Here is a 19,570-nt window from a genome sequence, read left to right on the forward strand (position 1 = left end):
CGCCCGTCGAGTACGAAGCCAACTACTACACAGAACTCACGAAACCCCAGGTCACAACCACAATCTGAGATCTCTACCGAACCCGGGGCGGTTCAATGTGACGTCCGTGAAGATCGCTTCCCATCGTTCGGTTGATCGTTTCCCAGGCCGGGTGTCAGCGGGGGTTCTCAGTCCCACCAGAAGTCCCAGTTATGGACACCGGTGAGCCGCTCAGCGTACGCGGCCAGTGTGTACGGCCGTCTGCCTTGTCAGATGTTGTCAGGGCAGAAGGCGAAGTGCTCGGCAGCGACCAGGATTAGTGGGGACCTCATCCGGGCGGAGGCCGACGATGACGGGTGCCGCTGGGCCGGCGAGACCGTCGGGGTTCGGAGAATTGCACCGTCCGCTTGATCGTTGGGAGGGACGGTGGTTCAGCCGCTCGTCTCCCTCTGGTGCCACTCGCTCAGCCGCGGTTGCTGTCCGCCCATTCATCGCTGTTCCACATGACGGGCATGGCTCCGACGGACTCGAACCGGATCTGCGGGTCGTTGCTCTGGACCAGGCAGATCAGACGGCGGCGAAGTACGGCTGCCTGCCCGGCCTGACGGGCGATGATGTCCAGGACGACCTGCGCCGCCCCGGGGCAGCTCGTCGCGAACCGGTCGTAGTCAGTGAAGACGAGCACCAGTCCGGCGCCCTCGGGAGCATCGTCGTAGCCGCCGTAGCAGGCCACGTCGCCGAGGCAGTCGTTGAGCGCGGGCGTTTGACGCGTCGCTTCGACAGGCGTCGAGGAGACGGAAGAACTCGTCGACGGGAGTTGTGCCCTCAGGGGTGTTGCGCTCGATGTCTGCTGCCCAGCCGAGCGGACTGGTGCCGCCGAGGCGCGTTCCGAGCCACTGGCTGAAAGCTCCGCCGTGCCAGAAGTCGCAGGGTTCATTGATGGAGTGCACGCCGAGGGCTACCTGGTAGCCGATCAGCATGGACTGCAGATCGCGAAGTGAGCCGCCGGACAGCCACGCACCGGGCCGGAGACGGATCTGATCCAGGAAGTCGTACACGTCCGTGCAGTCCTGCCAGTGCTTGGCGGTGAGGCCCGGGCTGTCTTCGGTCGGCATGTTCCGACGCTACGGCGGGGACGGGTGTTGTCGCCCGTGACAGGGGTGCGAACGCAAGGCGATCACATGTTGGGCGTACTGTCCGTGCCCGAGCAGGTCAGGACCCTCCTCGAGGTCGAGTCAGGGCTTGTGGTTGAAGAAGCGCGCATCGGCCATCGGCCGGGACCTCGTACGCCATGTCCCCGTCGGCCGCGTCGACACCGCACAACGCCGGCTCCGGATCGTTCTCCTCGGTCTGGCACAGCCACAACAGGGAGGCCGCCGAGAATCCCGGCAAGGCCAGCAACCCTAGCCACCTGATCATCTGGCTTCGTGCTTGATCGCCGGGCGGACGGGTGTTCGTGCCCAGCTGTCCCAGATCAGAAGATGGCCCAGGCTTCCCTCGGCAGCCGGTGATAGACGTCATCCATGGCTTCGGCGTCCAGGAAGACGGGGCGCGTGAGCAAGTGATCGCCGGCGCGCTGCACGCAGAGCGCCACCCCGAGAGTCAGCGATCCGGGCTCCGCGCCCGGCAGATAGAAGAGCTCCGTGAAGGGTTCCCGGCTTTCCGCACGAGCGAACAGCCACTGCTCCAGCTCGGAGGGAACCTGCCCGACCAATGCCGCTTCATCCGCGTGGACTTGTGGTCCCCGACGCGCATCGATCGAGACTCCACGCAAATCCTCAGCACCCTCCCCGCCCCGGCCGGTCCGCATCCCCTGGGTACGGTCGCGGTGCACCTGGTCGACCGGGCACGCGTCGATCCCTGGCAGGATTCCCGCCCGGTTCGCGAACTCATGATCCAGCTTTGGTACCCGGCTCGCGCCGCCCATGGCCACCCGCCCGCGCCGTGGATGTCACCCGGTGCCGTCACCTTCTTCGAGCGGGAACAGGGCATCCCGCAAGGCGCGCTGCTGCTGCCGACCACGCACGCCCAGCCGGCCGCGCCGGCGGACCGCGGCCGGTGCCGGAGGCCGGTCGTCCTCTACTCGCCGGGCCTGCGCAGCGACCGCAGCCTCGGCACGGTTCTGATCGAGGAACTGGCCAGCCACGGCTACCTGGTTGTGGCCATCGACCACACCTACGACGCTGATCAAGTCGAGTTTCCCGGCGGCCGGGTGGAAACCTTCGCCATCACCGGCGACATCGACGATGCCCTGATCGCCAAAGCCCTCGCGGTGCGCACCGCGGACACCCGGTTCGTGCTGGACCAGCTCACCGCGCTCAACGCCGGACACAACACCGACGCCGGACGGCGGCCCCTGCCACCCACCCTCACCGGCGCGTTCGACCTGTCCCGCGTCGGCATGCTCGGCCACTCCCTCGGTGGCGCCACAGCTGCCGCAGCCATCCGCGCCGACCGGCGCCTGCAAGCCGGCGTCAACCTGGACGGCAGCCTCCTGCCACCCGTCACCGCCGGTACCGACCGGCCGTTCCTTCTCCTCGGCAGCGACCCCGGCCCAGGCCCGGAGGATCCCAGCTGGGATCAGTTCTGGGCCGGCCAGTACGGCTGGAAACGCGAACTGGCCCTCATCGGCTCCACACACACCTCGTTCACCGACCTGGAAACATTGCTACCGCAGGCCGCGCCGGTCCTCGGTTTGACGTCCGGCCAGGTGACGCAAGCCATCGGCACCCTCGATCCGCACCGCGCCATCCACGCCCAACGCGACTACGTACGAGCATTCTTCGATCTTCATCTGCGCCACCTCGACAACCACCTGCTCCAGCGCCCCTCAACCCGGTACCCGCAGATCCGGTTCCTCCGATGAGGCACCGGCCGTACCCGCACCACGGCCGCCCCTTCGAGCCGCCAAGCAGCGTCCTGGCGATCACGAAAGGGATGGCACACCGATGGGCCCAACTTGCTCATCGGTCCGGGAGGTCACCTGATGAACGCCACCGCCGCGGCTGACCCTCAGGGAGTCGAAGCTGCTGAGGGGCGCACTGGCGGCTACCTGTGTGGCCGCATCCGCTTCACCACCCGGAGGCCGGCTGTCTTCCCTCATACTTGTGCCTGCGGGGATTGCCAGAAGCTCGGCGGCACCCCCGTCATGTGGTGGGTGGGCTTCGCGACGGTCATCTGGACCGGCGAGAGCGAGCCGGCATCCCGGAGATCGGCATCAACGTCACCGCCCTTGACGACACCAGCGGAACAGACCTTGTCCCCGTTCACGCGTCCTTCCGCGACAACGCCGTGCACTGGCTGCCCCCGGTGCCGGAGATCGAGCGCAGAGCAGCCGGCTGACCGCCCGTCCGCTGGTCGGCGACTTCAGAACTATACGAGAGCCGTGCGGTAGTTCTCCGGGGCGACCGAGGATCGCAACAATGCCGGGACGGCCGGCGTGGCGGATCCGGCGCGCGAGGGGGATGGCAACGCCGGCACCGTCCCTGACAGTGGTGCTGGAAGAGACATGCGCTAGAGGCCGACCCCGGCTCGGGGTCGGACGGTCATCCGCAGGTTGCGCGGCCGTACCGTGAGCCGGGCGACCTGGCGGATGACCTGGCCCTCAGCGAGTTCCAACCGTACCGAACGCAGCATCGTCGCCAGCGCCGTGACCATCTCGGTGAGGGAGAAACGGTCCCCCATGCACTTGTGCTTGCCGTCCCCGAAGGGCACGAACGCGCCGGGCGGAGGCTCCTGAGCGGTGTCGGTCCACCGGTCCGGGTCGAAGGTGAGCGGGTCGGGGAAGCGCTCGGGGTCGCGGTGCAGGGCGTGTTGGCAGTAGGCCAGCTCGGTGCCGGCGGGCAGCGTCCACTCGCCGAGCCGGGTCTCCTCGGTGGTGCGGCGGGTGACCAGCCAGCCGGGGTGGTGCAGCCGCAGGGTCTCGGTGATCACCCGGTCCAGGTACGGCAGCCGGATCATGTCGTCGAAGGCGACCGGCCGTTCGCCGAGGACCTCGTCCAGCTCGGCCAGGACCCGGGCCTCGATGGCGGGGTTGCGTGCGAGCTCGTACAGGGTCCAGGACAGCAAGGACGCGGTCGTCTCGGTGCCCGCCACGGCCAGGAGGAAGATCTCGGAGCAGATCTGATGTGCGGTCAGCGGCTCGCCGGTCTCTTCGTCGATGGTGCGCAGCAGCATGGAGAGCATGTCCCCGGTGTCGTGCCCGGAGGCATGAAGTTCGTCGACGGCGGTGCTGATGGTGGCGCGCACCGCGGATCGGGCCCGGTCGAATCGGCGGTTGAAGGGCAGCGGCAGGCGCTCGGCCCAGTCGGGCAGCATCATGCGCAGACCGACGCCGCTCATCACCACCGACACGTTGCTGCGCAGCCGACGGAAGACGGCGTCATCGAGGCTGCCGGCGAACACCGTCTTGGCCAGCATGTCGAGGCTGAGCCCGACCATCGCCTCGTGTACGTCGAGGGGCCGCCCGCGCTCCCAGGCGGCGACGGTGGCCGTCACCTCGGCGCGCATGAGGTCGACGTACCGGCTGATCTCGGTGTGGGCGAACGCGGGTTGAAGCTGGCGGCGTTTGCGTACGTGGTCGCGGCCGGTGGCGGTGACGACGCTGTCGCCCAGTAGCTGGCCCAGCTTGTCGTAGAGCCGGCCCTTGTCGAGGCTGGGTCCCAGGCCCTTGAGCATCTGGTGGATCAGGGCCGGGTCCTGAACCACGATCGTGCGCGTCCCGGGCTGCAGGACGATCTCGACGAGTGGTTCCCGTGTCTCGCGCAGCGAGTCGATGAAGCCGAGGTTGTCGCGCATCTTCAACGCGTGGCCGATGAGCGGAAACGATCCTGCAGCTCGGGGTATGGGGGGAGGCGCGGTGGACGTCACGGGTCACCTCTTCACGGCAGTCATGGGCGCCTCCATGACTGCCCTGAACCTTCCCGGCGCAATCCTGTCATGAACGTCTCCTGCGCCACGTGGGACAAGCTGATCGGTCGCCTGTGGCGCCGGGCATCAGTGCGGCCACCCCAGCGAACAGCTCCAGCTCCTCATTCCTCACCGGCCAGCCGTTGTCGGCGATCGGATAATTGGCTCTGACCGTGACGCCGTGAATCCTCAGGTCATGCTCGCAGCAGGATGGGGGTGCGGAGAAGCCGGAACGAGGCACAGCCATACACGGCTGTCTGGATGGTCTTGATGCGGTTGACGTGGCCTTCGACGACGCCCGAGCTCCAGGGAGGTCGGTGTCGCGGAAGCGGCGGGCGGTCTTGCGGTCCAGGTGCAGGAGGCAAGCGATGGCGGAGGCGGAGCATCCTTTTGCTGGCTGGCGGTGGATGTCGGCGTGCCGGTCCCGGGTGCGGACCGCGATCTTCGTCGGCGGCAGTGTCGGCGGTGGAAGCGGATCGCTCATCGGCCGGGCTGTGCGTCTCGTTCGGCTTCGGCCTGTTTCCGCAGGCAGGGAGGGGGCTGGTGGCATGTCTTCTCGACGGCGGAGGAGAGTTGGCGAGCAGGTGCCAGCGATCGGCAGCCTCCTGTGCGTCCGGTACCGCGTCGCGTACGACGCTGGAGTGGGCGCTGGCCCGGTCCCTGCATATGATCTCCGCGCCGGGATGTTCCCGCAGCCAGTCGGCGAAGGTGACCGCGTCCCGGTGGGGGAGGACGTCCACCACGTGGGTCGTTTCCACGTCGACCAGGACGGTGCCGTAGCGCCGCCCGTGCGGAAAGCGAACTCGTCGGCCCCCAGCACCCGCGGCGCTTGCTCGGGCACTGCCGGGGCGGTGGGCAGGCCCAGCAGGTGGGTGCGGCCGCCCGGTAACTGCAGTGTTCGGCTCGGGCGTTCACCGGGACGGCCACCCAGGAACGTGGCGATGGTTCGCCTCCATCGGCGCAGGCCGACGCCTCGACGACCCCCCTCCGCGGCGGCACGGACCGGGCCAATTACGTGATCGTCGACACTCCAGCGCGGCCGATCCGCAACCCCTTCGCACCCGTCGGAGCTCACCCGTTGACAGACCGAATCCGGCCCGGGCACCGTCATCTGCTTCGAGGCTCTCCGGGTTACGCTCCTGGTTACTCTCGTTTTGGCACCGATCTTGACTGCAGGGGGAGCAGACCGTGCACACCGCCACTGTGACGGACAAGGGTGACCAGATCCGCTGGGTGGAGTTGCCGGGCCGGGAGCCGTCCCGCGTGTACGTGCACGGGCTGGGCGCGACTTCGCCTGCCTATTTCACCGAGGTTGCGGTCGACCCTCTGCTGGCCGGCCACCGTTCGCTGCTGATCGATCTGCTCGGGCACGGCATCAGTGACCGGCCAACGAGTTTCAGCTACACGCTGGAGTCTCACGCCGATGCCGTCGCCGCAGTTCTTGCTTCTGCGGGCGTCACCGGCGCCGAGTTGATCGGGCACAGCATGGGCGGCTCGGTGGCCATCGTGCTGGCTGCCCGCCACCCGCACCTGGTGTCCCGCCTGGTCCTGGTCGACGCCAACCTCGACCCGCTACCCCGCACGCCTGGGGCCAGCGGCAGCAGCGGTATCGCTGCGTACTCTGAGCAGGAGTTCCTGGGAGGCGGCTGGGAAGAGGTCCGCGACCGGGTCGGCGTCCACTGGTCGTCCACCATGCGCCTCGCCGGCCTGGAAGCCCTCCACCGCAGCGCCACTCATCTCGTCCGCGGGACCGTTCCCACCATGCGTGAGCTCCTGCTGGACCTGAAGATCCCCCGCACCTACCTGCTGCCCGAGGTCGACAGTCCGCTCTCAGGTACCGACGCGCTCTCCGATGCCGGGGTGTCCGTCGTCTCGATCCCGGACTGCGGCCACAACATCATGCTGGACAACCCGGGAGCCTTCGTACGGGCCACCGCGGCAGCGCTCACGGACCACGGCCGACCATAGCCAGCGTCCCGGTGCCGGTGAAGGTGGCCGAGGAAGCGGCGGCACCACGCCGATGACATTTAATTGCACGGTGATCCACCGAGCCGGCCGCTCCACGTCCCCCGGTGGCCGTGCCCGGACCATGCGGGCCGCCATCCGGTGAAAACCCGCAGCGCGCAGCCGTACGCGTTGGGCGTCGGTGTCTGCCGGACCGGTACCGGCAGCCCACGCCGGCGCGGCCACGGCGTGCGGGCCGGTCAGCACAGCGATGCGCTTGTGAAGTCGTCCGCTCGCCGCTTCCCCTCACACGTGCCCCGTGCGCTGCGACCAGCCTCATGAGGCGGTCCGTGCGGGGCCCGGCGCCGATGAGCCCCCGAGGCAGTCTGCAGTTTGTTTCTGGTTACAGGCCGCCGACCTTGACCGGGAATTTCTGGATGGTGGCGATGGTGGTGTCCGGGTCGTCGGGCAGCACGAGATCGACAGGGTTCTGCAGCTGGTAGAGGTCGCCCTTGGGCGGGAACTGGGTGAGTTGGCCGATGAGCTGGGCCGGGTTCTTGGTGGTCAGCACCAGGGGTTCGCGTGCGGCGCGGGTCTGACCGTTCTTCGCATCGGGCTGGTCGATCGTCATGGTGAAGCTCAGCACCATGACCTGCTCATACCGTGGCGGGAACTTTTGCGTGAGTCGCAGCAGGGATTTCGCGTCGACGTCGACGTCGTTCTGCTCGATGGTGATTGTGCCTCCGGTGGCACGGCGGTTCCCGCAGGCTTCGCTGCCGCCCATGTGCAGGTGCCTTTCGGTGACCGTGTCGGTCTCGTGCGCGGCGTCCTGGGCTACGACGTCCTCCTCGACCGATCCCGCCACGCGGGCCTGGCAGGTCTGGCCGTTCAGGTGGAAGGTGATGTCGCCTGCGAGCGGTTCGTGGTCCACTTCCCCGACGGGAGGCAGCTCGTTGGCGGCCGCGACCGGGGGGACGGACGGTGTGGCCCGTGCCATGGTCGGGGCGAGAGTCAGCAGGCTGGCCATGCCCAGCACGGCGCCGACCGTGGTACGGCGGCCGGTGAATGCGCGTCGAAGGTTCATCGGAACTCCCTGAGAGAGGTGGGGCGTGAGATCATTTGCTTTTCTGCGACACCCGTCCCGGACGTCATCCGCGTAATTCCGGCCGTCTCGATGATGCTGATGTGCTCGTCGCTGATGCGGCCGTTGCCGTCCAGAGCGGCCCTGAGTTCCGCGGCGGTGATGTAGCCGTCGTTGTCGGTGTCGATCGCGTCGAACTCTTCACGCTTGCTGTCGGCCTTGAGGGACGTCCTTTCGCTGGAAGCTGTTGTGCTGTGCCACCAAGATCCTGGACCTGCGGGTACGCGCCACGTGGCTTGCGGCTCTGGCAGCGGTCAGGGCGTGATTTGGCGATGCTTCGTTCAGGAGAAGACGACGTTCAGGAGAAGACGACGGAGCGGACGAGCAGGCGGTCGGAGGCGCCGGCGCCCTGGGGCAGGATGTAGTAGGTGTCGCCCTCGCACCCGGCGTCGAGGAAGACGGTGGCGGTGGCGTCCGTGCGGTTCTTGGGCGCCCGGGAAGGAGAACCCGGCGCGGAGCCCGGCGCGGGGAGGTTGATGCACTTACCGCTGACGGGATTGTTCAAAAAGCCGGTGGCCTCGTAGCCCTCGGCCGTGGTGTACGAGTAGCGAAACTGTCCGGTCGCTGCTGAAGCCGAACCGGGAACGGCGACGAGCAGAACGAGAGCACACGCGGCGGCGGAAGCGGCCGCTGTGATGGAGCGAAGAGGCACGAGGTTTCTCTCTTTCGATGAAAACCCAGACAGTGCCAGCGATGCCCCAGCCGACCTGAGGTAAGCATGGATTCCCTCGAACGGGGAACGCCGAATCGTTTCGCGTGGTCGATGAGGGCGCGTGGAAGTATTGGGCGCCTGCCCGGACGCGCCCGTCACCGTCACATGCGCCGGTGGTGGGGCGTGGGCCGGGGCAAAGTTCCCCTGACTGGCGCCTCCCCTCTTCGGTTGTGTCCGTGGTGCTAATACGTCCATGGGGCCTCCGATGTGAGACCACCTGTGTGGGTGAAGGCGATCCCTTTGCTTTGCGTCATTTCCGGGACCATCAATGGACCCCGGCCGGGACCCGTGGCCTGGCGCGAGAGCGCAGCGATAGCCGTTGGCACTGCCTCCCCTTGTCTCTGGGTGACTCCGGATGTGTGCCACAGACGCGGACAGCATTTTCAAACTCGCTTTGACGGGAATGGCCGACGGCGTCCGGTAAGCGTCGACCAAGGCTGGCGTTGATCGATGTGGGTGCCCGATCTTTCTGGCGGCTGGACCATTCGCTCTGCGCAGAACGATGCGACCGCAGTACGCCCGGTGGAGCAGGGCGCGAGGCCCGCAGGGACCGCAGGTCGACGCAGGTGGGTTACCGGTTCGTGCGGCCTCTCGCCCAACTCGATCCGCGAGCAATTCCCCAAAGTGATCTGCCGGCCCGACTTCGGAATCAGAGCAACCGCCTGTGGTGGGCGGTTGAAAGAACGGTGAAGGACGATGATGAGCGCGCCCAGACGACTGCTGCAGGTGAAACAAGCTCCGCCCCACCGACCAGGTCGGACGTGGGGATCGGAGTCTCGGGATTCGGCGGGGGCGGAGGCCTTGCCAGGATTTGTGCGCAGGTCCATGACGGCATGCACCGTGCTTGTGCTCGGAGCGAGCCTGGTATGGGGAGGAACGGCGGCCGAGGCCACCACCAAGGTGACGTTCTGGCAGGACCATGGCGGTCCGGGTGGTGACTCCCCAGTCGGCTGTTCCCGACCTTGATGCTCCCGGGCCGGCCAAGCCTGTCGGGTTTCCGCCGGACCACCAGTGGCATGGTCCGGGAAAGGTCACGATTCAGGCTCCGCAGTACGCCCGCATCACTCAGGCGGCTAGCAGGCGGCAAGGTCGTCTCGTCGTGGGTCAGGCGTCGCCGGCGCCGTGGTGGGCGAAGGTCGCGTATTGGGTGGTGATCGTGCCCGTGGCGCAGTAGGCGTCGAAGTGGCCGTCGATCACGTGGGCCGGGGCCGCGCCGGTCAGCGGCATTACCAGTGTGCTGACCAGCACAGCACGATCATCACCCGCTGATGCAGGCGGTCTCCGGCTCGCCGGTTCGTTCCTGCCGTCATCGAACGCGACACCGACGCGGTCTGAACCGAGGGTTTCTCACCGGCCCTACTCGTCGAGGAACTGATAGGCCCCGCTCGGGGCTCCGATCGACACGATGCCGTCGCGAACCTGCCACTCGCTCATGCCGTCGCACTCGTGGCTGACGAGGAACAGCCCGGTGATCAGTTCGTTGTCGTCGTCGGAAGCCGCAACCCGCGCCACGCGTTGCAGTTGCTCCAGGAACCACTCGACGGACAGCGCGCGCATCTCCGCCCCGAAAAAGGCCCAATTGGTGAAGTTGTACTGCCTCGTGGGAAAGGCCCAGCCACCGCTATACGTCCGATCGGGATCGTCTGCTTCGACGATCTCCTTGACCTGGATGAGCTGCCGTTCATCGCACTCCAGCCAGCCCCTGATCCGGACAAACACGCCCACGTGGACCGCCCCCTGTTCCAGGCGCCGTTCACCGGGCGCCGACTCCGACATCGTCACACCGTAGAGGCGGCCGGATTGATCAAGCAAAGCGCTTTGTACACCGGGTGCGGCTCGACCGTCACCAGCCGCGCCCCCGGAGCCAGCTGCCTCGTGATCGCCCCGAAGTGCCGTGGCCGGCACTGGCGACTTGAGACCAGCCGCAAGCCGATCTTCCTCACCTGCGACGCACCCCTCGTTCTCTGGCGCCCGGAAACTGCGAGTGACGCCTGCCCGGGGGTTCGGCCTGGAGGGTGCTCACGAGATCAGGTCGTGAAGGCCCCGGGCTTCGGTGGGCGTGGCGCTGGGTGGTGCACAGAGTGTTGCGCTGGGCGTTGCGGTGGATGCTGCGCGGGCCGTACCGGCGTCCTGGAGTCCATCCGGAGCCGGGGTCAGTGGTGGGTTTGGGGGATATGTGCCCGGATCGGTTCCAGTGTTTTGCCGCGGTCGGTCTCGTCCTGCACGAGCAGGGACAGCAGGGAGGCCACGGGCAGGCCGGCTTCTGCCGGATGGCGCAGCACCTTGTCGGGCTCGATGCGGTAGGTGTTCGTTCGACCGTCCCGGGTGTGGGAGAGGTAACCGTCTTGTTCGAGATCGGAGATGATGCGCTGGACGGCACGCTCCGTGAGCCGGCAGTGGGCGGCGATGTCGCGGATCCGGACGTTCGGATTGTCGGCGATGGCGGCCAGTACGCGCGCGTGGCTGGTGATGAACGTCCATCCGCTGTGAGGTTCGGGCACTGCAACCATGCCCAGCATTTTAGGGGATGCTCATTGACGAAGCCAGATACATGACATACTTTTCCGGTAACCGATGGCGTGCTCCGCGCTGCGCGCAGCGATGAGGGGCTTCGAAGGTGTCCTGGAATGAGGCCGTCATGCCGAAACTCATGAGTAGCACCGGTGCCAAGCAGGGGTCCGGCCGCGCCGGCGGGCCTGGACCGACGGCTGCCTTGCAGCAGTACGAATGCCGCGGCGCCTGGGTGATCACCGCTCACGGCGCCTACGACATGCACTCGATTCCGCCCCTGGCGGACGCACTGGACGCCGCTGTGAGGAAGCATGCGAAGGTGGTTCTGGACGCCTCCGGGATCGACTTCGCGGACTCGTCGTTCCTCAACCTCTTGATCCTTACCCACCAGGCGGGCACCCTGCGTGTGGCTGCTCCGCCGGAGCAGCTTCAGCGCCTGTTTGCGATCACCGGAACCGACGCCGTGCTGGAGATACGAGAGACCGTGGACGAGGCCGCGGTCTCCTGAGCCTCCCGCCGTCGGTCAGTCGGACGCGTGCCGACGGGGAGTGACAGCGGCAGGGTGGTACCCCGCACCCGCTTACCGCGGCGGCAGTCGTCGGTGCGGCCGGCCGTCCCTTCGTGCGGTTCGCGGTGCAAGCTGCAACCGGAATAGCCGCGGTTGCGCTCGATTCGACGGCCTTGAACTCACGCTCACCGCGGTCGCTGGCGCAATCGCCTTTCAGCGGTGCCGGGCTGGATGAGTGTGAACAGCAGGCGGCCGGCGGCCCGCCGGGCGGAGTGGCGCAGGCTTACGAGCGTGGGTAGCGCTGCGGGACTCAAGGACAGGGCGGTGTCGAAGTAGAGGGTTGCGCCGTTGGTCGGCGGCGAGGGTGAGGGCCATGCGGTGCGAGGCGTAGGGGACTTGAGCCGCCGGCGTGGCTGGGAACGGGAACGAACCAGATGTTGCCCCGGAACGCGCCGCGAAGCTCACCCGCACCCAGCTGCGGTCCCTCCTCAAGGCGGTCGGCCGGAGCAGCACCGGTCACCTGAGCCTCCGGCGAAGCGTCGCGATCATGGCCGGCCGGGTCAAGAACCAACGGCTGGCCTCGGTGCGCCACGTCTGGGCCTTCCGCACCGGCGGCGTGCTGGTGGGCCCGGCAGTCCTTGGAGTCGGCGTGCACGTCCCAGTGATCAGGCCCTTCGCATCGGCCTCGGCCTGGAGGCGGGGGACGATCCTGGTCCAGGTGCCGTCCCGCTGTCAGCGCCGGAACAGGTGGCAGACCCGGCCCCAGGGCCCGTAGCCTTCCGGCACGTCACGCCAGGGGCACCGATCCGGGTCCGCCACCGTATGCCGTCCATCAGCTGCCGCCGACTCCCCACCGGCGCACGGCCCGGCTTGATGCCCCGTGGCGACAACGGCTCCAGCCGGGCCCACTGGCCATGCGTCAGATCACCACGTCCCGCAACGCGTGATCATTCACGACCTGGATCCGTTCGCAGAAAGCCCTAGCCGCCCAGGGCGCTGACGACGGCGTGGTAGGCGGGTTTCGGCTGGTCGTTGCCGTCGTACATGGTGGCCGCGCCGTAGCCGGGGAAGGTGCCGGGGATCCAGGAATGGCCGTCGTCCACGCCCCACTGCGAGACACCGACGCAGCGGGAGACGGCCAGGCAGTCGCGGACCACGCTTCCGAAATCGGACGCCTGCTGCTGCAGGGCCGCGCTTCCGGCGGGAAGGTGAATGCGGTCGTCGAGTTCGGTCACCGCCACGTCCAGACCCAGGCTCGCGAAGCGCTGCATGTTGGCCTGCACAGAAGCGGGAACCTGGCCGGCGACGAAGTGGCTTTCGAACCCGATTCCGTTCAGCGGCACGCCCTGGGCGAGCAGCTGCTTCGCGAGGTTGTACATCCCGTTGCTCTTCGCGTTCTCGCCCTCGATGTTGTAGTCGTTCAAGTACAGCTTGGCGCCGGGATCGGCGGCGTGTGCGGTGCGCAGCGCGTCGGCGATGTAATTCGTGCCCATCGCGTTGTAGAACACGTCGCGGCGCAGACTGCCGTCCTCGTTGAACGGCTCGTTGACCACGTCCCAGGCGTAGACCTGACCCTTGTAGTGGGCCGCCTCCGTGGTGATGTGGGAATCCATCACACGCTGTACCTGGTTCAGCGGTGTGCTGCTCACCCAGGAGGGGAGCTGGGAGTGCCAGACCAGGTTGTGTCCGCGTACCCGCATGTTGTGGGACTTGGCGAAGGAAACGATGCGGTCGCCGGGCCCGAAGTTGTAGTGACCGTTCGACGGTTCCGTGGTGTCCCATTTCATCTCGTTGCCTGGGGTGACCGCGTCGAACTGGGTTCCGGCGATGTTGGTTTCGCCCCCGGCGTTCAGGTCGCCCTGGGTCAAGGCGGTGCCGAAGTACCGGCCCTTGGCCTCTGCCAGGTTGCGCAGTGTCGGACTCGCCGCCTGCGCATGTGCGGCCGTCGTGATGACGAGCGTCGGCGCCGTCATCAATGTCAGCGCGACGGCCAGCGCGCGGCTGCCGATCCCTGTGCTGCGTAATCCGATCAAGGTCCTGTCTGTGGTCACCTTCGACCTCCAATGGCCGACTTGGTTTCGGATGGGGGAATGCCGCTCAGGCCCCCTCGGGGCACGGCGGCCGGGCGGATGGCGGTCACACTTGCCGGTGCCGCGCTACGGAGTCCGGTCCGGCCCGGGGCGAACCGGTTCTTTCCCGGTGGACGGACACCGGCCCAGGGGCGGAGCGCTGATCCGACGGTGTCGGGGGCGAGGCCGCGCAGAGGGTCGCGCAGCAACCTGAAGCAGACGCGACCGGGTCCGGTGAGACCTGCCAGTCCGTGGTCAGCAAAGGCCGAAGGACACCGCCGGCGTGACGTCGTCGCCGGTCAGGCGCATGTGGCCCGGGACCGCCCGGCCTGCTCCGTGCATGGCCCCGGAGCGCACTGAGCGCCACGTCACCAAGGCCGCACGACACCGCGGTCACCACGGGATCGCGGGCCAGGACTGCCCGGCCCGGTGCCCGGAGCGCGGAACCTGCCGGTACCGCCTCCACCGGGTGGGTGAGCCGTGCGGGGCGTGCCCCCAGGGCGCTCGTGGGTGTCAGGACGCGGTGCACGAGAGGATGCCGAGGTCTCGGTCGTCGCCGTTGAGCGTCATCCCCCAGGTCGTCGACGCGCCCGGTGACAGGGAGCCGTTGTAGGAGGCGTTGTGAACGGTGGTGGCGGGGCGGGACGGATCCACCACCGCGTTCCAACGGTTCGCGACGGTCACACCGCCCGGCAGGGTGTGGTGCACCGACCAGCCGGTGACCGGCTCGGAGCCGGTGTTGGTCACCGTGACGTCGGCCTGGTAGCCGCCCTGCCACGAGTTGGTCAGCTTCCATGCCGCCGTGCAGGCGGCGCCGGACGGGCTCGACGGGGGAGTGGGGGTCGGTGTCCCCCCGGAGTCGTCGGTGGTGTACGGGACGGTGGAGTAGTCCTGCGAGCAGCCCCCTGAGCAGCTCGACGGCAGGGAGAAGGAGTACGTACGGCCACCGCCCAGCCAGGCATCGGCGGCGTCGCGTATCCGTATGGTGAAACTGCTTCCGCCGGAGGCGGTCGCGCCGATGACGTACGACTGCCCCATGTCGCTGTTCATTCCAGCGTCGGTCCAAGTGCCGTTCGCCAGGTACTGGACGCCGTGGATGCCGTCCGGCAGGTGCGAGACGGCGATGGCGGGCCAGTAACGCTGAGCCCCCCTGAGGAAGCCGATACGGACGTCACCGCTGTAGTCCGGGGCTGGGACGAAGCTCCAGGAGACGTGGCGGTTGTTCCAGTGGTCCGGGTACATCGTTCCCACTTCGGTGCTGCCGATCCGGAAGCGGTTGAGTGAACCCGTCGCCAGGTCCAGATGGTTGGGGTCGTCCCGGCACCAGGCGTTGGCGTCGGCGCAGCTGTCCGCGACGAGCATGGTCAGGGTGGCCCCGTCGTACTTGTCGGCCACCCAGGAGCCGTTGCGGCAGAAGGGCTGTCCCGGGGCGCCGTCGTTGGTGCCGGTGCAGTAGTCGCCGATGGTGACCTTGACCCAGCGGCCGCAGTTGCGGCCGTTGTCGAAGGCACCTTTGATCGACGCCCTGGAGTCCGGCACCGGCCGGGGGTAGGCACCCGAGTAGTCGCCGGGTGTGTTGAATACGTTGAGCGCCACGAAGTCCTGGCTGTCCAGTTCGCTCTGCGGCAGACCGCAGCCACCGTAGGGGCTGCCGAGCCCGTCGAAGTGCGTCGCGTTGCCCAAGACCTCAGGGGCGGCACTCGCCGCAGACGGCAGGGCCGCCGCGCCCAGGACGGGTAAGGCGGCGCAGGAAAGCACTGCCAGCAATGTGGCAGTGCGCCTTCGGGCGGGGGAGCGGGAGGTCGAAAGGAGCTGCATGGGAGGGATCCGCCTTCTTCGTGGGGGAGAGGTGCGCTGCTCGGCTGCCGACGCGGTGGCGCTCGGTCATGTCCTGAACGGCGTTCGCGATGAGGCCGGACGAGGTGGCGTTGCTGCCGGTCGGCCCGGCACCTGCCGTGACGTGGGCTGCGGGCCCTGCGGGTACCGGTCGTCCACACGTCACATGCGCTGCCGCACCAGGTGTGTCATGAGGTGGTGCAGGCGGTTCCGTTGAGGTTGAAGGCTGTGGGCCTGGTGAAGGTGCCGCCGTACGTTCCCTGGAAGCCGAAGGAGACCTTGCTGCCGGCTGGGATCTGCGCGTCGGAGGCGACACTGCTCGCCGTGACCGCGCCGGATGACGTGGCGAGGCCGGCGTTCCAGGCGCTGGTGATCTGCTGCCCGGCCGGCAGCGTGAACGCGAGTTTCCAGCCGTTGACCGAGGAGGAACCGGTGTTGGTAACGCTGACGTCGGCGGTGAAGCCGCCCTGCCAGACGTTCGTCTCGTACGTCACGGCGCAGGCCGTGGGGCCTCCCGGGTTACCGGGGGCACCGCCGGTGTCGATCGCGGAGGAGAAGGCGGTCACGGCGAGGCCGGTGCCGTTCGCCCAAGGCTCGAAGCCTGCCTGGACACTGGTCAGGTACCAGTCGTCGTGGGCCAGACCGCGTGAGACGGCCTGGCGCACGAAATCCATGACGTCGAAGTTCCAGCTGGTGATCGCCGACGGGGCGACGAAGGACAGGACGTCGTTGGAGCCGTTGTTGCCGGACCACACCTGCCACTGGCGCCCGGCCACGGTAGCCGTGCCGACCTGGGAGCCGACGGGCTGAATGGATCCCACCTTGTTGAACCACACCATGATTTCTGTCCGGTTGACGCCATCGGTGCGGGCTGTGGGGTCGAGCCAGATGTCGTATGCGGCGTCGTACACCGCGTTGTTCACGTAGCCGTAGGAGATGCCGGTCGGCGCGCTGGATATGCGGCTCAGCCGGGCCGGTAGACCGGTGCCCGGCGAGCAGATGGTGTAGTGACAGCCGTTGAAGACGGACGGGTAGGATTTCGGGCCGCCGTTCGTGGGAACCGAGCCGTCGGCCTGGGTGATCTTGAACCCGGACGCCGTGGCGGTGATGCACTGGGGCGTGCTGCTGCCCCAGCGGTTGTTCTGGACGACGTAGCGGCCTTGGACCGTGGTCGTCCCGAACGGTTCGCAGAGCGTGGTGTCGGCCTGGGCCGCCGAGGCGGAGTTCAGCAGCGCCGCCAGGGCGGCGAGCGAGGCGACGAGTAAGCCTAACAGACTGCCTGCTCTGCGGGGGCCAGGGTGCCTTGACGTTCGCATGCGGGTCCTTTCGGAGGGGTGGGGGGTGATCGCGGGAACGCCTCTTCCGCTGGGTGGGAGCGCTCCCATCGCCTCCGTATCGGAGGACTGTAGGAGAGGAGCATGGTCCTGACAAGGTGCCCGGACGCCATCCGTTCGAACTTTCTTCGAAGGATCAGGCTGCTGGCTTCAGGCCGTAGGACCAGGGGCCGACCGAGCGCACGGTCGGCGGCCGCCCTGGCCGCTTCGGGCGGCAGGTTCGGGCCCGCGCCGGTCGCCGGCTCGTGCCCCCTTGCTCGGCAGCCCGTCGATGCGGTCGGCGCCCAGCGCGGTCAGAGCGCCGTTGACCTCGGCGAAGTGGCCGCCCTCGCAGAAGAAGTCGCCCTGTGTCGCCGGGTTCGCGAGGTCGAGGTGCCGGACCACGACGTCCGGGTACTTCCGCCGGAGCCGGATGTGGCCGGCAACCGCGCTCACCAACCAGTCCGCGCCTGCACCTGCTGCGCGTGTTCCGGCGAGGGCCCTGAGCTGGGCGAGGAGGACATCGCGCGGCTGTCCCGCTCAATCACCGCAACCCGAACCTGCTCGGCCGCTGTAACTTCACGCCAGCGTCCCCGCCGCTGGCACCCTGCGCCCACTGCGGGACCCGATCGCTTCCTGCGCGACCACACCGGCGGCATGATCGGATCTCTCTCCCACGCCATCCGCGGAGCCGCGATCGACGCCGTCCTCACCAGTGGACGCGGTCGACCTCGACGACGATGACGACGACTCTGCCGGGTGATCCACGGGCGGTACCGCCGATCCGACCGGGACCGCTGAATGGCCAACCGCTACGGGTCCGTTGGCACACGACGAGATGAGCCCCCGGCCTCAGCCCGCGTACGCAGGTCACGGCCGGCGTGGACGGCGTCGCCACCGAGCCTGCATCGGGCGGTGATCATCCGGAGAGGCAGACGCGCAGGCAGGTCCGGCTACGCGGAGGGCCACGCCGGCGGAGGGGCAGCGGAGGGCCATCCGGGGCGGGAGGGCGCAGGAGCCGCGGGTGGCGAACCAGAGGAGCGGCGAAGTGTCACCTGGTGACCATCAGGTGACCGCTGTCGGCCGGGCGATTGTCGGATCCCAGGGAACGATGGGAGACGTCACCAGGACCAGCCGCCGACACACCGCGCGAAGCATCCGAACCGCACTGTAAGGACACGCCATGACCGCCACCGCTCCCAAGGCCCCGACTGCACCAGGGGTGCGGTCCTGGTGGGGGATCCCGTACGCCACCGCCGAGCGCTACCGCCGCCCCGTGGTCGCGGACTTCGATCCGAGCCTCCCCTATGACCGCAAGGGCGTCGTCTCCGTCCAGCCCGACAGCGGCGACTGGCTCGAAGCCGACAGTGGGATGGGTGAGGACTGCCTGAACCTGAACGTGTGGGCCCCCGAGGAGCCGGCCGACAAGACGCTCCCGGTGACCGTGTACGTCCACGGCGGCGGATTCGAGTACGGCGCGAACACGCAGATCACCTCGAACGCCGCCGGTCTCGCCGCGTCGGGGCGCGTGGTGAGCGTGTCGGTCAACTACCGGCTCGGCGCGCTGGGTGCGCTCTCGCTGTCGCAGTACGGCGGGCGACTCGGCGAGGCCAGCAACCTTTTCCTGCAGGACGTCATCGCCGCGCTGACCTGGGTCAAGCAGAACATCGCCTACTTCGGCGGCGACCCCGACCAGGTCACGGTCTACGGCCATAGCGCCGGCGCCTACTCCACCTTCGGGCTGCTCGGCGCGTCCTCCGCCGACGGCCTGTACCGGCGCCTGGCCGGGTTCTCCGGCGGGCCCGCTCGTAGCGTCCCGGCCTGGTGGGCCGAGGAACTCGCGCACCTGTTCGTCACCGAACTCGGCGTCGCGGACGACCCGGAGAAGCTGCTCGACCTCGACGCGGTCTCCCTGAGGGACGCCCTGCGCAAGGTCCTCCCGACGGACCTCGGAGTCCGTGGCGGGATGGACAACAAGGCCACCGGCGTCGTCCTGGACATCGGGCAGCCCGGCGCGGTCGTGCACGACCACCCCATGGACGTCCTCTCCTCGGGCGCCCACCGCGACGTAGAGGTCCTGCTGAGCATGGCCAGTGACGACATGGGCTGGTGGGTGGAGAACGACCTCGACCGCTTCGACCCGCACACCCTCGACCGCATCGTCGACGAGGTCGCGGGGTGGCGTATTTCCCGCTCCCGTGCGAAGAAGATCGTCGACGCCTACGACCAGGGCGGCCGTACCCCGGCCGAGGTCCGCGCCGCGGTCATGGCGGACTACCTCTTCGCGCTCCCGGCCGCCCGCGGCGCCCTGGCCCACGCCGCCACGGGCGGCAACGCCCATCTCCTGATGATCGGGCCCGCCCAGGGCGCGCCCGCGGTGCACGGCACCGAGATGTACGCCCTGGTCGGGCAGGAACAGCCGGGCCGCAGCGCCGAGCAGGCCGAGCGTGACATGCATATCCGCGACATCGTCCTCGACTTCGCCACCGGCGAGCAGTCCCGTCTGTGGCCCGCCGTCACGGACAAGCCCACCTCGGGAAGCGTGGGCAACCCGCCCTTCGACGCCACCGCCCACTACCAGCAGGCCCTCGACCTGTGGGAGGGCATCGCCCGCCCCTGACGGCCGGCGGGACGCCATCCGGAACAGCG

At 68.3% G+C, this 19,570-nt stretch carries 18 protein-coding genes and 1 pseudogene; 5 read left to right on the forward strand and 14 right to left on the reverse strand.

The features are described 5' to 3' along the window. Window positions 1-442: 442 nt before the first annotated feature. The gene (locus ACFYMM_RS39995) at window positions 443-664 is read right to left on the reverse strand and encodes a hypothetical protein (RefSeq protein ID WP_388396609.1); all 222 of its coding nucleotides are present in this window, start codon (window positions 662-664) and stop codon (window positions 443-445) included. After that, the gene (locus tag ACFYMM_RS40000; protein ID WP_388396612.1) at window positions 648-1,094 is read right to left on the reverse strand and encodes a hypothetical protein; all 447 of its coding nucleotides are present in this window, start codon (window positions 1,092-1,094) and stop codon (window positions 648-650) included. Before ACFYMM_RS40000 ends, ACFYMM_RS39995 begins: the two co-directional genes overlap by 17 nt. A 335-nt stretch (window positions 1,095-1,429) precedes the next feature. On the opposite strand from ACFYMM_RS40000, the gene ACFYMM_RS40005 reads away from it, so the two are divergent. Then, on the forward strand, window positions 1,430-2,845 hold the full coding sequence (locus ACFYMM_RS40005) for an alpha/beta hydrolase family protein (RefSeq protein ID WP_388396615.1): 1,416 nt from the start codon (window positions 1,430-1,432) through the stop codon (window positions 2,843-2,845). Between the two features lie 287 nt (window positions 2,846-3,132). Next, window positions 3,133-3,321 (forward strand): hypothetical protein, encoded by a 189-nt coding sequence (locus ACFYMM_RS40010; RefSeq protein ID WP_388396617.1) that lies wholly within the window; start codon window positions 3,133-3,135, stop codon window positions 3,319-3,321. 171 nt (window positions 3,322-3,492) lie between these two features. On the opposite strand, the gene ACFYMM_RS40015 is transcribed toward ACFYMM_RS40010, so the two are convergent. Together ACFYMM_RS40015 and ACFYMM_RS40020 are read right to left on the reverse strand one after the other, a co-directional pair. After that, window positions 3,493-4,848, reverse strand: coding sequence for a cytochrome P450 (locus tag ACFYMM_RS40015; RefSeq protein ID WP_388396618.1), 1,356 nt, complete (start codon window positions 4,846-4,848; stop codon window positions 3,493-3,495). 233 nt (window positions 4,849-5,081) lie between these two features. After that, window positions 5,082-5,672: pseudogene (locus tag ACFYMM_RS40020) on the reverse strand (transposase); the annotation flags it as partial. Window positions 5,673-6,075: 403 nt separating this feature from the next. Here ACFYMM_RS40020 and ACFYMM_RS40025 point away from each other — a divergent pair. Further along, entirely contained in the window at window positions 6,076-6,855 is a 780-nt protein-coding gene (locus ACFYMM_RS40025; RefSeq protein ID WP_388396621.1) for an alpha/beta fold hydrolase, read from the forward strand. A 379-nt stretch (window positions 6,856-7,234) separates the two neighbouring features. On the opposite strand, the gene ACFYMM_RS40030 is transcribed toward ACFYMM_RS40025, so the two are convergent. From ACFYMM_RS40030 to ACFYMM_RS40055, 6 genes are all read right to left on the reverse strand, one after another. Beyond that, on the reverse strand, window positions 7,235-7,915 hold the full coding sequence (locus ACFYMM_RS40030; RefSeq protein ID WP_388396624.1) for a hypothetical protein: 681 nt from the start codon (window positions 7,913-7,915) through the stop codon (window positions 7,235-7,237). Then, window positions 7,912-8,223 carry a hypothetical protein gene (locus tag ACFYMM_RS40035; protein ID WP_388396738.1) on the reverse strand — a complete coding sequence of 104 codons (312 nt, stop codon included), beginning with the start codon at window positions 8,221-8,223 and terminating at the stop codon, window positions 7,912-7,914. The genes ACFYMM_RS40030 and ACFYMM_RS40035 overlap by 4 nt, the downstream gene beginning before the upstream one ends. A gap of 47 nt (window positions 8,224-8,270) precedes the next feature. Then, complete coding sequence (locus ACFYMM_RS40040; protein ID WP_388396627.1) at window positions 8,271-8,624, reverse strand: hypothetical protein; 354 nt, start codon at window positions 8,622-8,624, stop codon at window positions 8,271-8,273. A gap of 1,164 nt (window positions 8,625-9,788) precedes the next feature. Further along, window positions 9,789-9,932, reverse strand: coding sequence for a hypothetical protein (locus ACFYMM_RS40045; protein ID WP_388396629.1), 144 nt, complete (start codon window positions 9,930-9,932; stop codon window positions 9,789-9,791). Window positions 9,933-10,040: 108 nt separating this feature from the next. Continuing rightward, window positions 10,041-10,460, reverse strand: coding sequence for a hypothetical protein (locus ACFYMM_RS40050; RefSeq protein WP_388396630.1), 420 nt, complete (start codon window positions 10,458-10,460; stop codon window positions 10,041-10,043). Between the two features lie 377 nt (window positions 10,461-10,837). Beyond that, window positions 10,838-11,194 (reverse strand): helix-turn-helix transcriptional regulator, encoded by a 357-nt coding sequence (locus ACFYMM_RS40055; protein WP_388396632.1) that lies wholly within the window; start codon window positions 11,192-11,194, stop codon window positions 10,838-10,840. 128 nt (window positions 11,195-11,322) lie between these two features. On the opposite strand from ACFYMM_RS40055, the gene ACFYMM_RS40060 reads away from it, so the two are divergent. Beyond that, on the forward strand, window positions 11,323-11,703 hold the full coding sequence (locus ACFYMM_RS40060; protein ID WP_388396634.1) for an STAS domain-containing protein: 381 nt from the start codon (window positions 11,323-11,325) through the stop codon (window positions 11,701-11,703). Window positions 11,704-12,683: 980 nt separating this feature from the next. Here ACFYMM_RS40060 and ACFYMM_RS40065 read toward each other — a convergent pair. The 4 genes from ACFYMM_RS40065 to ACFYMM_RS40080 form a co-directional block, all read right to left on the reverse strand. Further along, the gene (locus tag ACFYMM_RS40065) at window positions 12,684-13,754 is read right to left on the reverse strand and encodes an endo-1,4-beta-xylanase (protein ID WP_388396636.1); all 1,071 of its coding nucleotides are present in this window, start codon (window positions 13,752-13,754) and stop codon (window positions 12,684-12,686) included. A gap of 531 nt (window positions 13,755-14,285) precedes the next feature. Next, a complete protein-coding gene (locus tag ACFYMM_RS40070; RefSeq protein WP_388396638.1) occupies window positions 14,286-15,455 on the reverse strand; it encodes a cellulose binding domain-containing protein in 1,170 nt (389 codons plus the stop codon). A gap of 341 nt (window positions 15,456-15,796) precedes the next feature. Further along, the gene (locus tag ACFYMM_RS40075) at window positions 15,797-16,924 is read right to left on the reverse strand and encodes a cellulose binding domain-containing protein (protein WP_388396639.1); all 1,128 of its coding nucleotides are present in this window, start codon (window positions 16,922-16,924) and stop codon (window positions 15,797-15,799) included. A gap of 168 nt (window positions 16,925-17,092) precedes the next feature. Continuing rightward, entirely contained in the window at window positions 17,093-17,377 is a 285-nt protein-coding gene (locus ACFYMM_RS40080; protein ID WP_388396642.1) for a hypothetical protein, read from the reverse strand. 727 nt (window positions 17,378-18,104) lie between these two features. Here ACFYMM_RS40080 and ACFYMM_RS40085 point away from each other — a divergent pair. Continuing rightward, complete coding sequence (locus tag ACFYMM_RS40085; RefSeq protein ID WP_388396646.1) at window positions 18,105-19,541, forward strand: carboxylesterase family protein; 1,437 nt, start codon at window positions 18,105-18,107, stop codon at window positions 19,539-19,541. Window positions 19,542-19,570: the final 29 nt, after the last annotated feature.

The organism is Streptomyces sp. NPDC006739 (genome assembly GCF_042869815.1).
Taxonomy (GTDB): domain Bacteria; phylum Actinomycetota; class Actinomycetes; order Streptomycetales; family Streptomycetaceae; genus Streptomyces.

Coding starts and splice junctions, on each gene's coding strand:
- ACFYMM_RS40000 (WP_388396612.1), bottom strand. CDS start 1,094: ATGCCGACCGAAGACAGCCCGGGCCTCACCGCCAAGCACTGGCAGGAC.
- ACFYMM_RS40030 (WP_388396624.1), bottom strand. CDS start 7,915: ATGAACCTTCGACGCGCATTCACCGGCCGCCGTACCACGGTCGGCGCC.
- ACFYMM_RS40050 (WP_388396630.1), bottom strand. CDS start 10,460: ATGTCGGAGTCGGCGCCCGGTGAACGGCGCCTGGAACAGGGGGCGGTC.
- ACFYMM_RS40055 (WP_388396632.1), bottom strand. CDS start 11,194: ATGGTTGCAGTGCCCGAACCTCACAGCGGATGGACGTTCATCACCAGC.
- ACFYMM_RS40060 (WP_388396634.1), top strand. CDS start 11,323: ATGCCGAAACTCATGAGTAGCACCGGTGCCAAGCAGGGGTCCGGCCGC.
- ACFYMM_RS40075 (WP_388396639.1), bottom strand. CDS start 16,924: ATGCGAACGTCAAGGCACCCTGGCCCCCGCAGAGCAGGCAGTCTGTTA.
- ACFYMM_RS40085 (WP_388396646.1), top strand. CDS start 18,105: ATGACCGCCACCGCTCCCAAGGCCCCGACTGCACCAGGGGTGCGGTCC.